A 12,205-nucleotide genomic window follows, 5' to 3' on the forward strand; every position below is an offset into this window, starting at 1 on the left:
AGAAGACGGCATACGAGATTTCTGCCTGTCTCGTGGGCTCGGAGATGTGTATAAGAGACAGGCGACGGTCAGGGCCGGCTCGGAGCGGACGGTCCAGGGCGTGTTGTAGCGGGGCGCGGCGACCCCGGCGGCGAACGCCTCGGAGGCGGCGGCGGATCCGGCCACCCGCCAGTCGACCTCCTTCCTCGCCTCGTACCAGATCACGCCGATGATGTCGGGGTGCTGGGGGAGCTGCGCGAACATCTCGGTGATCCACTGCGCCTTCAGCCCCGAGGTGTCGGTGGCGCCGGTCTCGGTGATCACCACGGGCTTGCGGGTGAACCCGCGGACCTGCCCGATGGTCGGCTGGAAGATCTGGTCGAACGACTTGTACTTCTCGACGCCGGTGGTGCCGTAGTAGCCGGACAGGCCGACCCAGTCGACGTAGTCGTCGCCGGGGTAGAGCGAGTTCAGGCTGGTGGCGTTCTCGTAGTCGACGTTGGGGCTCCACACCCAGGTGACCCGGGTGGCGCCGACCTGCTTGAAGATGTCGTGGACGTGCCGCCAGGCCTGGACGTACTGGCCCTTCTTGTTGCCGTTGGCCTGCTCGGCCCACGGGTACCAGTAGCCGTTCATCTCGTGGGCGAAGCGCAGGGCGACGGGGTAGCCGAGGCCCTTGATGCCCTCGGCCCAGGTCTTGATGTAGTCGTCGAACCTGCCGTCGATGATGTTGGAGAGGGCGTACTCGGGCTGCTCGCCGCGGAGCTTGTCGTCCTTCGCCTCCTTGCGGTAGTCCCACGGCTCCCAGGCGACCATCGGCATGATGCCGCGTTCGGCGACGGTGTCGAAGACCCGGCGGTCGAACTTGCGGTCCCACCAGCCGACCGAGAACTCCAGGACGTTCGGCTGGTGCTTGACGGCGGCGGTGAAATCGTCGAGCGGGCCGAGGTCGTAGGGGCCGGGCTTGGTCATGATGCCGGTGAACGCACCGCCGGCCGGCGGGAACTGCGGCGGCGGGGGCGTCGCGGCGGGTGTCGTGGCGGCCGCCGTGCTGGGGGCGGCGCTCGCGTTCGCGGCCGGTGCGGCGGTGGCGGCCGGTGCCGCGGCCAGGGCGCTGGTCAGCCAGCCCGGCATCGCGGTCGGGGCCGCGCCGGCGAAGGTGTACGGATCCTGGTCGTGGGCACGGGAGAGCCGGGGTGCCAGGACGAAGGTGTACCCGACCATCAGGGCCAGGGCGACCAGGGCGGCGATCCGGGGGACGGTGATCCGGAGCATCAGCGGGCCCCCCGCTCGGTCCGGGAGCCGGCCCGGGCGGGCTCCAGCAGTTCGTCGAACTCGTCCTCGGTGACGGCTCCTCCCAGCGCTCCTGCGCCGGCTCCTCCGACGGGCCCGCCGGTGCGCGGCGCTGCGGCCCGCTGGGTCGGCAGGTGGCGGCTGGTGCGGGGGATCCCGGCGAACCCGGCCTCGGCGGCGGTGGGCTCGGCTTCGGCTTCGGCGGCTTCGGCAGCCCGGGCGGCGGCGGCCCGCTGGGCCCGGGCCTCGCGGCGTCCGCTGACGAAGGAGATCACCAGTGGCGCGAGGCCCGTGAACAGGCTGACCCCGGCCCAGAACCGCAGGATCCAGATGTCGTGGTGGAGCGTGAAGCTGGCGCCCAGCAGCCCTGCCGCGACCGCCGCCCACAGGAGGTGCAGCCGGAACGTCGACAGCGACTCGGCGCTGCGCAGGTCGCCCTTGGCGGTGACGGCGTAGGCGAGCGGGCGGCGCAGCAGCGCCGCGATCGCGGCGGCGACGTAGACCGGACCGGCGAACAGGGCGAGGCCCATGCCGGCCACGCCGATCTCGCGCCGCTCGTGCGCGGCCAGGTTGAACCGGCGCAGCCACAGCCACAGCACGAACCAGCTGCCCATGCTGGCGCCCCACAGGGCCATCCAGTGGGTGCTGTTGAGGTGGATGGAGGTGACGCCGAGGGCCAGGTAGACGGAGGTGGCGAGGCTGCCGAGGACGGTGTTGACCGCCACGCTCGGGTAGTAGAACTGGACCAGGCCGTAGAGCACCCGCTGGCGCATCCGCAGCTTGATGCCGGAGCGCAGCCGGCCCTTGAGCAGGATCTCCCAGATGCCGTACGCCCAGCGCTTCTGCTGGTTGAAGTAGTCGGTCCAGGAGGTCGGGCCCTCGCCGACGGCGAGCACGTCGGGGGTGTAGACGCCCTTCCAGCGGTGGCCGGTCTCCGGGTTGACGGAGGCCTGGATCCGCATGCTGGTGAGGTGGTCCTCGATGATCGAGTCCTGGTAGCCGCCGATCTGCTGCCAGGCGGTGGGCCGGTACAGGTGGTTGGTGCCGATCAGCAGGGGTGCGTCCATGCCGTTGCCGCCGCGCTCGACCAGGCCGGAGAACAGGTACTGCTGCACGGAGGCGCCGTGGGCGACCCAGTTGTCGTACATGTTGCCGTAGACCTGGGGGGCGACCACGAAGGCGACGTCGGGGTCGCGGAAGTAGCCGAGGGTGCGCTGCAGGAAGCAGGGCAGCGGGACGTGGTCCGGGTCCATCTGGGCGACCACGTCGTAGCCGTGCTCGTGCTCGGCGCGCCAGGAGTTGTGGTTGCCGGACTTGGTCTTGGCCCGGAACTCGCCCTCGGCCTGGTTGTACTCGGGGCGTCCCTTGCGGCTGAAGTGGTGGACGCCGAGCCGGGCGGCCATCTCCTTGACCCGGTCGTCGTCGCCCTCGTCGAGGATCCAGACGTCGATCCGGCCGTCGTACTCGATCCGCAGCATGGCGGCGAGGGTCCGCTCGACGATCTCGATCGGCTCCTTGGAGGGCACGATCGTGGTCAGCACCGCGACCCGCAGGCCGGGGGGCGGGGTGACCGGCACCGGGTCCTTGGCGCGGAACGCGAAGACCCAGACGGCGAGGTTCTGAACCAACCGGATCACTTCGACCGTTATTACGGAACAGAAGCAGATCCGGGCGACGTTGATCCGCCAGTCCGGGGACCAGCCGACGTGGGAGCCGGGAATGTGTTCGGGGAGGAGCAGCCAGCCGACGAAGACCAGGCCGGCGAGCGCGTTGACCGACACCAGGACGGTCATGACGAACTTGACGCCGCGCGAGGACACGGAGCGGTAGCGGACGGCGGCGCCGTCCTCGCCGGGGGTCAGCGGGCCGGCGGTCTCGGCGCACGCCACGTAGGCGCGTTGGGCCGCGCTGTTGCGCAGTTCCCTGCGGACGATCCGCCGCTCGTTCCGGGCCCGGGGCAGGACTCGCCCGTGGCGGCCGCGGCCCCGGCCGGTCCGCTTCGCCGTCTGCTCGTTGGTGGAGTCCACCGGTAAACCCCCGTACAGCCGCCCGGTCGCGCCGGAGCCGCTGGTTCCCTGCTCTGTCACCGCCCGTCGGCGGCCGGCACCCGGCCGTCGGGTCGACGGTTGCGCGGTGTGGCGGCGCCCCTCATGGGCTTGGCTGATAGTCGTTCAAGCGGTCAGCATACGGGCCGTGGCCGCGCGGGCTCGGCCCGGGGCCGGAAATGCGAAGGCTCCCGCAGGCCCCGCGCGAGGGCGGGGCCTGCGGGAGGGCCTGGCGTCAGGGTGTGATCTTGACGGAGTTCGCGATCTGGTCCATCAGCGCCAGCGGGGGAGCCTCCGCCGCCTGGTCGAGGCAGATCTGGAGCACCGGGACGGTGGTCGCCCCGGCGGCGGGCGTGACCTCCAGGACGCCGCAGTAGGCGTCCGGCGTGGAGGAGCCGCTGGACATCGGGACGTGCCACAGGGCGAGGTAGCCGTCCATGCCCTGGATCTTGACGGCCGACTGCTTCACCGGGTCCGCCGGCGCCGGCGCGTCGGAGCCGTAGCGGGCGTTGTAGAGCAGCTGGCCCATGCCGAGCACCAGGGACTTCGGGTCGGACCAGCCGCCGTTGAACACCCGGAGGTTCTGGACGACCAGGCCGCGGGTGCAGGCCCCGTTGCCGTGGCCCACGCAGGCGTACGGGTTGACCGCGTAGCGGACCTCGTTCGGCGCCTTGGCGTCGACCTGGACCTGCCAGTCCTGCGGCAGCATGAAGTTCATCTTCGAGTCCTGGCCGGTGATCTGCCGCCCGCCGGCGATCTGCTGGCCGCCGGTCAGGGCGGTGCCCATGAAGCCGTTCGGGCTCTTGGGGTCGCCGGTGGCGGTCGGAGCCGCGCTCGCGGCGGCCTTCGCCGGGTCGGACTTGGCGGTCTTGTGGCCGAGGAAGTAGCCGCCGCCGGCCATCACGACCGACAGCACCACGGCGCCGACGGCCAGCAGGACGCGGCGCTTGCCGCGGTCCGGCTCGACGGTCTCGAACACCACCGAGGTGGGGATCGGCTTGGGAGCGGGAACGGCCTGCGGCTGGGGCCCGGGCCCGGAGGTCTGGGTCGGTGCCGAAGGCAGCGCCGCGCCGACCGGCATCGCGGGCGCGGGCACCGGAGCCTGCACCGCCGGGCTGACGGCCGTCGGCGCGGCAGCGTTCTGAGCGGCATGGCCGGGGAACGGGCTCGCGGGCGCGCCGCTGCCCCCCGGCTTGGCCTGGACCTTCTCGGTCCAGGTCGAACCATCCCACCAGCGCAGCGTGTTGGGCTGCCCGGAAGGGTCCTCGTACCAGCCGCTAGGCGGACTCCCCGTCGTCATGCGGCGGATACTAGCAGCGAGCCGATCCGATGGTCATTTCAAGGTCACGGGGCCGGGCGGACCGCCCGACGCCGCCTCAGAACGCCAGGGCGTAGACCATCAGGTCCGTCCCCGGGTGCGGCGCCCAGTCCCGCTCGGGGGCGCGCCGGAAGCCGACCCGCTCGTAGACCCGGTGGGCGGCGGTCATCGTCGGTCGGGTGGAGAACGCCATGCCGGCCAGGCGCAGTTCGCGGCTGCGGGCGACGGCGGCGCGCACCAGGGCCTCACCGACGCCCCGGCCCCGGGCGGCGGCGTCGGTGGCGAGCATCCGGATCTCGCCCTCCTGCGGGCCGGCGATGTCCGCCCACGCGGTGCCGCCGACCGCGAAGGTCACGCAGCCGAGGACCCGTCCCTCGGCCGGGTCGACCGCGACGAGGAGTTCGGCCTCCCGGGCCCGGCGCCCGGCGTCGCGCAACTGCTCGACGTAGCCGCTCTCGGGCGAGGTGAAGCCGCCGCCGACGAAGGCCTCGACGGTGATGCGGCCGGCGTCTTCGAGGTCCTCCGGGAGGGCCCGGCGGATGAGGTGGTCCATGCCGACAGTGTGCCGGAGCCGTGCGCGGTGCGGATCGCGGGGGTCGAACGGACGGGGAGGGTGGCCGGGTCGGCGGAGGGGCGCAACGAGGCGGCGGGCAGGGTGCCGTACAGCCGTTCCGGGCGGGCGAGGTCGGCCGGGTAGCCGCCCGGGCGGTGGTGGTTGTCGCGGCCGGCTGCCGGGCCGCGGGAGACCTCGCGGCCGATCAGGACGCCGAGCAGGCCGAAGCCGCCGACGATTCCGGCCAGGGCGAGTGCGCTGGCGAGGGTGTCGCTGTCCATGGGCTCCACTCTGGCCGGGCGGACCGGCGGCCACGAGTGGCAGGAACGACCGATTGCCTCGAAATCCTGCCACCCGGAGCCTTCCGCCGCGGCGCGGGTCCGGGGCATCCTGGACGGCATGCTGAAGAACGTGGTCGCGGTGGTGCTGGAGGAGGTCCACCCCTTCGAACTGGGGGTCGCCTGCGAGGTCTTCGGTCTCGACCGCACCGCCGACGGGCTGCCCGGCTACGACTTCGCGATCGCCGGCGCCCGTCCCGGCCCGCACGCCACCCACTCCGGCTTCGCGGTGGACGTCCCGTACGGCCCCGAGCGGCTGGCCGGCGCCGACCTGGCGGTGGTCACCGCGGCGGGGATCCGCCCGCAGTACCCCGAGCCGCTGCTGGAGGCGCTGCGCGGGGTGGTGGCGGGCGGCGGCCGAGTGCTGTCCATCTGCAGCGGCGCCTTCGTGCTGGGCGCCGCCGGGCTGCTCGACGGCCGCCGCAGCGCGACCCACTGGCGGCACAGCGCGGCGCTGGCCGAGCGCTTCCCGCTGACCACCGTCGAGCCGGACGTGCTGTACGTGGACGACGACCCGGTGGTCACCTCGGCCGGGACGGCGGCCGGCATCGACGCCTGCCTGCACCTGGTGCGCAAGGTGCAGGGCGCGGAGGTGGCCCGGGAGATCGCCCGCCGGATGGTGGTGGCGCCGCACCGGGAGGGCGGGCAGGCCCAGTTCGTGAACCGGCCGCTGCCCGAGTGCGACGGCGACTCGCTGGCGCCACTGCTCGACTGGATGCGCCACCACCTCGACGACGAGGCCACCGTCGAGCAGTTGGCCGCCCGGGCGCTGATGTCGCCGCGCACCTTCGCCCGCCGCTTCCGGCAGGAGACCGGCACCACCCCGCACCGCTGGCTGACCGGGCAGCGGGTGCTGCTCGCCCAGCGGTTGCTGGAGTCCACCACCGAGCCGGTGGACGCGATCGCCGCCCGCTGCGGCTTCGGCAACGCGGCGGCCCTGCGGCACCACTTCGGCCGCCGGCTGGGCACCACGCCGCTGGCCTACCGGCGCTGCTTCGCCGGCCCGGACGCGAGCTGACGGACCGTCAGGCCTCGTCGAACGCCAGGTGGTCGACGCCGTTCCACAGGTCCGGGCGCAGCCGCCCGTCCTGGGCCCGCCAGAGGCTGGTGGAGCAGTTGTGCACCGGTCCGAGCGCGGTGAGCTGCGGTTCGGTGAGCCGGTCCAGCGCGTAGCGCAGCATCAGCACCGTGCAGTCGTGCGCGACCAGCAGGACGGGCCGGCCCGCCTCCTCCTCGCAGACGTCCCGCAGCACGCTGCGCACCCGCAGTGCGACGTCGGCCCAGGACTCGCCGCCGGGCGGGCGGTAGTAGAGCTCGCCCATCTTGCGCCGCCGGGCCGCCTCCTCGGGGTGCTTGGCCTCGATGGCGGCCTTGGGCAGCATCTCCAGGACGCCGAGTTCGCGGTCGCGCAGCCGCTCGTCGTAGCGGACGGGCAGCGTGACCGGGACGGCGCCGAGCCCGGCGGCCTGGGCGAGCGCGATCCGGGCGGTCTCGGCGGTGCGCTCGTACGGCGAGCACCAGACGCTGCGCGGGCGGTCGGCGCTGGGCAGGGCGGCCCACCAGCGGCCGAGCGCCTGGGCCTGCTGCCGGCCGTGCAGGGACAGCGGGATGTCGGCGTCGCGGCAGCTGATCGGGACGCTGAGCGCGCCGACGGCCTCGGCCAGCTGGAACTCGACGTTGGCGGTGGACTCGCCGTGCCGGGTGGCGATCAGCACGGACGGCAGCCGGGTGGCCGGCGGGCGGTGGGCGGTGACGTGGTGGCCCTGGGTGGTGGCGTGCTGGTGCTGGCCGCCGGGGTGCTGGCCCTGGGTGGTGGTGTGCTGGTGCTGGTCCTGGGTGGACGGGTGTTGTCCGTTGAGGGTGGTGCCGAGTTCTGCCATGGCCGCGAGCTCCCCGTGGTCGATCAGGTTCCGTCCGTTTGCCGGTCCGGTCTGGTGGTGCCCGGCGTGCACGCCTGTTCATACATATGATCGCGCCGCCTTCTCCAGTGTTCACGGAGAAGGCGGCGCGATCACAGGGCGCGTACCGCGCGAATCAGTGCGCCGCTACGGGCTCCGGCGCGCTCTTCGGCTCGTCGTCGCCGCCGGCTTCGGCGCTGTAGTCGGACGGCTTGGTCTCGTCCGTGCCGTCGGGGGCCTTGACCGCCCGCAGCACCAGGGTGAGCGCCACCGCGACGATCAGGTTCAGCGCGAAGGCGGTCAGGCCGATGTAGCCGATCTCGCCGATGCCGGGGATCTCGGCCGCGTTGCCGCCGAAGTGCTTGGTGGCCGGGCTGGCGATCCCGTACGCCTTCCAGGTGCCGTAGCCCATGCCGGCCGCCCAGCCGGCGAACAGCGCCCAGTGGTGGAACCAGCGGGTGAACAGGCCGCCGACGATCGCCACGAAGGTCTGCAGGATCCACAGGCCGCCGAGCAGCTGGAGGTTGATCGCGGCCTGCTTGTCCATGCCCAGCACGAAGACCAGTGCGCCGACCTTCACCAGCAGCGAGACGATCTTGGCGACCCGGGTCTCGTCGGCGGGGGTGGCGGCGGGCTTGAACCACTCCTTGTAGACGTTGCGGGTGAACAGGTTGGCCGCGGCGATGGACATGATGGCGGCCGGCACCAGCGCGCCGATGCCGATCGCGGCGAAGGCCACGCCGGTGAACCAGTCCGGGAACATGTCCGCGAACAGCTGCGGCACCGAGAGCTGCGAGTTGTAGCCCTTGACGCCCTTGCCCACGCCCGCGGCGATCGCCATGAAGCCGAGCAGCGCCAGCAGGCCCAGCATCAGCGAGTACGCCGGCATGATCGCCATGTTGCGGCGCACGGTGTTGCGGGACTTGGAGGCCAGCACGCCGGTCACCGAGTGCGGGTACATGAACAGCGCCATCGCCGAGCCGAGCCCCAGCGTGGCGTACGTCCACTGCTTGTTGTCCGGCAGGGTCAGCGAGCCGGCCTTGGCCGCCTTGAAGTGGTCGGCGGCCGACTCGAAGATGTGGCCGTAGCCGCCGAGCCGGATCGGGATGTAGATCACCGCGACGATGATCACGATGTAGACCAGGGCGTCCTTGACGAAGGCGATCAGCGCCGGGGCACGCAGGCCGGAGGAGTAGGTGTAGGCGGCCAGGACGCCGAAGGCGATGAACAGCGGCAGGTCCTTGACGAACCAGTTGGCGTTCTCGCCGCCGCCGACGCCCAGCACGTCCAGGACGGCCTGGATGCCGACGAGCTGCAGGGCGATGTACGGCATGGTGGCCAGGATCCCCGTCAGCGCGACCACCAGCGACAGCGGCCGCGAGCCGTACCGGCCGCGCACGAAGTCGGCCGGGGTCACGTAGCCGTGCACCCGGGAGACGGACCAGAGCCGGGGCAGGAAGAGGAAGACCAGCGGGTAGGCGACGATCGTGTACGGCACCGCGAAGAAACCCGCCGCGCCGCTCGCGTACACCGCCGCCGGGACGGCGACGAAGGTGTACGCGGTGTAGAGGTCGCCGCCGAGCAGGAACCAGGTCACCCAGGTGCCGAAGCTGCGGCCGCCCAGGCCCCACTCGTCCAGGTGCGCCGCGTCGCCCGCGCGGCGCCAGCGCGAGGCGAGGAAGCCCATCGCGGTGACCAGGCCGAAGAAGAGGACGAAGACCACGAGGGCCGGCACGTTGACGTCCTTCATCGCGCACCGCCCGTCCGGGCCGCCTTGCGGGCCTTCTCGTCCCGGGTGATCAACAGGTAGGCGGCGACGGTGAAGACCGCCGACACCGGCACCCAGAGCAGCTGGTACCAGTAGAAGAACGGCACCCCGGCCACGGCCGGGTCGCCCTTGTCGTAGGACGGCACCCACAGCATCGCGACGATCGGCACGAGCAGGGCGAGGCCGGCCAGCACCCGCTCGGGTGTCACGGCCGGGACGGGTGCCCCGGCCGGTTCGGGCAGGTCATCGTCGAAGGCATCGGGATCAGACGGCATTGCGGCTCCGCTCCGGAGGGTTCTCCCCGTCGGCGCCGCAGCCCGGGTGGCGTCACGCGCCCCGCGAGCCCGCCGAGCAGCACCATCGGTGATCGGCAGTCAGTACGGCTGCGCAATCTAGGGCATGGCGTGATCCATGTCACCGGGATCGGCGCAACTTCCCGCCATCCGGACGCATCGGGGGCCGGGAAGGCGAAAGGCACCGGCGCGCGGGTCGTGCGCGCCGGTGCCCGGCTTGCCGTGGGGGAGTGCTGCTACGGCGGCTGCTGCCTGCTGGGTCGCGGCTACTCCGGACGCTTCAGGCGGGTGATGAACTTGTAGCGGTCGCCCCGGTAGATGGAGCGGACCCACTCGACCGGGTCGCCGTCGGCGTCGAAGGAGTGCCGGGACAGCTGCAGCATCGGCAGGCCGAGGTCGGAGCCGAGCAGCCCGGCCTCGCGCGGGTCGGCCAGGGTGGTCTCGATGGTCTCCTCGGCCTCGGCCACGGTGACCCCGTACACCTCGCGCAGCGCCGCGTACAGCGAGTTGTGCTTGGCCAGGTTGCGGCGCAGGGCGGGGAAGCGCTTGGCGGACAGGTGCGCGACCTCGATCGCCATCGGGTCGCCGTTGGCCAGGCGCAGCCGTTCGATCCGCAGCACGCGGCCGCCCGGCTTGATGTCGAGCAGGGGGGCGAGCCGGTCGTCGGCGGTGATGTAGCCGATCTCGATCAGCCGGGAGGCGGGCTCCAGGCCCTGGGCCCGCATGTCCTCCGTGTAGGAGGTGAGTTGCAGGGCCTGGGCGACCTTGGGCTTGGCGACGAAGGTGCCCTTGCCCTGGATGCGTTCCAGCCGGCCCTCGACGACCAGCTCCTGCAGGGCCTGGCGGACGGTGGTGCGCGAGGTGTCGAACTGGGCGGCCAGCGCGCGCTCGGGCGGCACGGGGGTGCCGGCGGGCTGGGTCTCGGTGAGCTGCAGCAGGTGGCGCTTGAGGCCGTAGTACTTGGGGACGCGGGCGGTCGGGTCGGCGCCGGTCTGCGTCGGGAGGTTCTTCACCTCGGGGTCGTCGGCCTGGGCGGTGGTTCCCCCGTCGCTGCTCATCGGACCTGTTCTCCCGCTTCTCGCAAGGCCTTCACAGGCCCCGCCACATCGTTAACGGGTCACATCGTTGCATGTATGGCTACGGAACGAATACCTCATCACGCGATGAACGATGTGCGGTGTCGGCTTGATAACGGGTGGTCGAGATCGGTCGGACAGCCGTTGACAGGCCCATTGGTCTAGGCCAAGCTCCAGGCATCTGGTCTACACCACTAGGCCGGATCCTACGAATCCCCCCACCCGTTCGAAGGGGTCCGCGGCACCGTTCCCCCCGCTTTGTGTGGGTCTGCCGCCACCGCCCGACGGGGGTAATCCAGGCATCCCTCAGGAGGATGGCGTGAAGCGTCAGCTCATCGCGGCGGTCGGCGTCGCAGCAATGGTCGTCGGCCTGGCGGCCTGTGGCTCGGACGGCAAGAAGAGCGACGGCGACTCGAAGTCGTCGTCCGCCTCGGCGGCCGACAAGTACAAGGGCAAGACGCTGAAGGTGTGGACCATGACCGGCTCCGCCCCGAAGGGCTGGACCGACGCGGTCAAGACCGAGTTCGAGACCACCTACCCGGGCTCGAAGGTCGACTTCCAGGCCCAGGAGTGGACCGACATCGGCCCCAAGGTCACCGCCGCCCTGTCCGAGGGCTCGGTCGACGTCCTGGAGGTCGGCAACACCCAGACCGCGGGCTACGCGGCCTCGGGCGGCCTGCTCGACATCACCAAGGACAAGTCCGCGCTGGGCGGCGACAACTGGGCCGCCAACCAGAACGAGGCCGCGATCCTGGACGGCAAGCAGTACGCCGCCCCGTGGTTCGTGACCAACCGCGTCGTCGCCTACAACAAGGACCTGTGGGCCAAGGCCGGTCTGACCGACGCGCCGAAGACCCTGGACGAGTTCTACGCCGACCTGGAGAAGCTGAAGGCCGTCCCGGGCGTCGCCGACCCGATCTACATGCCCGGCCAGGAGTGGTACGTCTACTTCGGCCTGCTGACCAGCGAGGGCGGCAAGATCGCCAAGAAGGACGGCGACAAGTGGGTCGGCGGCCTGTCCTCACCCGAGGCGCAGAAGGCCTTCGAGACCTACAAGAAGCTGCAGGGCTACTCGGTCACCGGTCCGAAGGACAAGGACGAGGCCACCCCGCAGCAGAAGGACGTCTTCGGCGCGGGCAACGTCGGCACCATGATCGGCCTCGGCTGGGAGCTGCCGAAGGAGGAGGTCCTGCCGGCCGCCAAGATCGGCTTCTTCCCGCTCCCCGGCAAGACGGCCGACAAGCCCTCCGGCGTGTTCCTCGGCGGCTCGAACCTGGCGATCGCCTCCCAGAGCAAGAACACCGACATGGCGAAGGACTTCCTGAAGATCGCCCTCAACGACAAGAACGAGGGCGCGGTCGCCGCCGCCGGCAGCATCCCGAACAAGGCCTCGCTCAACGGCCAGATCACCGGTGACTTCGCCAAGGCCGCCCAGACGGCCGCCGCGGTCGGCGCGATCACCCCGAACACCCCCAACTGGGCCAGCGTCGAGGACAAGCCGAACCCGATCAAGGACTTCCTGACCGCCGCCCTCCAGGGTGGCGACTACGCCGCCACGGCCAAGAAGTACGACGACGAGATCGCGAAGCGCCTCAACCAGAAGCAGTGAGCACAGGGGCCCGTCCCGGCCTCCCCCCGCTCGCG

Annotated in this window: 10 protein-coding genes; 2 read left to right on the forward strand and 8 right to left on the reverse strand. The window is 71.8% G+C overall.

Annotation, left to right across the window (positions count from 1 at the left end; all coding sequences use genetic code 11):
- The 4 genes from IF30_RS0111030 to IF30_RS0111050 form a co-directional block, all read right to left on the reverse strand.
- The coding region (locus IF30_RS0111030; RefSeq protein ID WP_063752580.1) for a glycoside hydrolase family 26 protein at positions 1-1,254 on the reverse strand (1,254 nt) is incomplete at its 3' end.
- On the reverse strand, positions 1,254-3,359 hold the full coding sequence (locus IF30_RS0111035) for a glycosyltransferase family 2 protein (RefSeq protein ID WP_199807853.1): 2,106 nt from the start codon (positions 3,357-3,359) through the stop codon (positions 1,254-1,256). The genes IF30_RS0111035 and IF30_RS0111030, both read right to left, overlap by 1 nt.
- A gap of 193 nt (positions 3,360-3,552) precedes the next feature.
- Positions 3,553-4,617 (reverse strand): DUF2510 domain-containing protein, encoded by a 1,065-nt coding sequence (locus IF30_RS41290; protein ID WP_037899675.1) that lies wholly within the window; start codon positions 4,615-4,617, stop codon positions 3,553-3,555.
- 76 nt (positions 4,618-4,693) lie between these two features.
- Entirely contained in the window at positions 4,694-5,188 is a 495-nt protein-coding gene (locus IF30_RS0111050; RefSeq protein WP_030235587.1) for a GNAT family N-acetyltransferase, read from the reverse strand.
- 399 nt (positions 5,189-5,587) lie between these two features.
- Between IF30_RS0111050 and IF30_RS0111055 the strand changes: the two genes are divergently transcribed.
- Positions 5,588-6,544: a helix-turn-helix domain-containing protein gene (locus tag IF30_RS0111055; protein WP_030235591.1), complete on the forward strand. Its 957-nt coding sequence runs from the start codon at positions 5,588-5,590 to the stop codon at positions 6,542-6,544.
- Between the two features lie 7 nt (positions 6,545-6,551).
- Here the strand turns inward: IF30_RS0111055 and IF30_RS0111060 are convergent, their stop codons facing one another.
- The 4 genes from IF30_RS0111060 to IF30_RS0111075 form a co-directional block, all read right to left on the reverse strand.
- Positions 6,552-7,406 (reverse strand): histidine phosphatase family protein, encoded by an 855-nt coding sequence (locus IF30_RS0111060; protein WP_078891322.1) that lies wholly within the window; start codon positions 7,404-7,406, stop codon positions 6,552-6,554.
- A 154-nt stretch (positions 7,407-7,560) separates the two neighbouring features.
- Complete coding sequence (gene mctP / locus IF30_RS0111065) at positions 7,561-9,174, reverse strand: monocarboxylate uptake permease MctP (protein ID WP_030235597.1); 1,614 nt, start codon at positions 9,172-9,174, stop codon at positions 7,561-7,563.
- Positions 9,171-9,467, reverse strand: a complete 297-nt coding sequence (locus IF30_RS50180; protein WP_051709853.1) for a DUF3311 domain-containing protein — start codon at positions 9,465-9,467, stop codon at positions 9,171-9,173. Before IF30_RS50180 ends, mctP begins: the two co-directional genes overlap by 4 nt.
- 284 nt (positions 9,468-9,751) lie before the next feature.
- Positions 9,752-10,543 (reverse strand): GntR family transcriptional regulator, encoded by a 792-nt coding sequence (locus tag IF30_RS0111075; RefSeq protein ID WP_030235603.1) that lies wholly within the window; start codon positions 10,541-10,543, stop codon positions 9,752-9,754.
- A gap of 337 nt (positions 10,544-10,880) precedes the next feature.
- On the opposite strand from IF30_RS0111075, the gene IF30_RS0111080 reads away from it, so the two are divergent.
- On the forward strand, positions 10,881-12,170 hold the full coding sequence (locus tag IF30_RS0111080) for an extracellular solute-binding protein (protein ID WP_030235606.1): 1,290 nt from the start codon (positions 10,881-10,883) through the stop codon (positions 12,168-12,170).
- Positions 12,171-12,205 lie beyond the last annotated feature (35 nt).

The organism is Streptomyces sp. NRRL S-350 (assembly GCF_000719705.1).
Lineage (GTDB): Bacteria > Actinomycetota > Actinomycetes > Streptomycetales > Streptomycetaceae > Kitasatospora.

Coding starts and splice junctions, on each gene's coding strand:
- IF30_RS41290 (WP_037899675.1), bottom strand. CDS start 4,617: ATGACGACGGGGAGTCCGCCTAGCGGCTGGTACGAGGACCCTTCCGGG.
- IF30_RS0111050 (WP_030235587.1), bottom strand. CDS start 5,188: ATGGACCACCTCATCCGCCGGGCCCTCCCGGAGGACCTCGAAGACGCC.
- IF30_RS0111055 (WP_030235591.1), top strand. CDS start 5,588: ATGCTGAAGAACGTGGTCGCGGTGGTGCTGGAGGAGGTCCACCCCTTC.
- IF30_RS0111060 (WP_078891322.1), bottom strand. CDS start 7,406: ATGGCAGAACTCGGCACCACCCTCAACGGACAACACCCGTCCACCCAG.
- mctP (WP_030235597.1), bottom strand. CDS start 9,174: ATGAAGGACGTCAACGTGCCGGCCCTCGTGGTCTTCGTCCTCTTCTTC.
- IF30_RS50180 (WP_051709853.1), bottom strand. CDS start 9,467: ATGCCGTCTGATCCCGATGCCTTCGACGATGACCTGCCCGAACCGGCC.
- IF30_RS0111075 (WP_030235603.1), bottom strand. CDS start 10,543: ATGAGCAGCGACGGGGGAACCACCGCCCAGGCCGACGACCCCGAGGTG.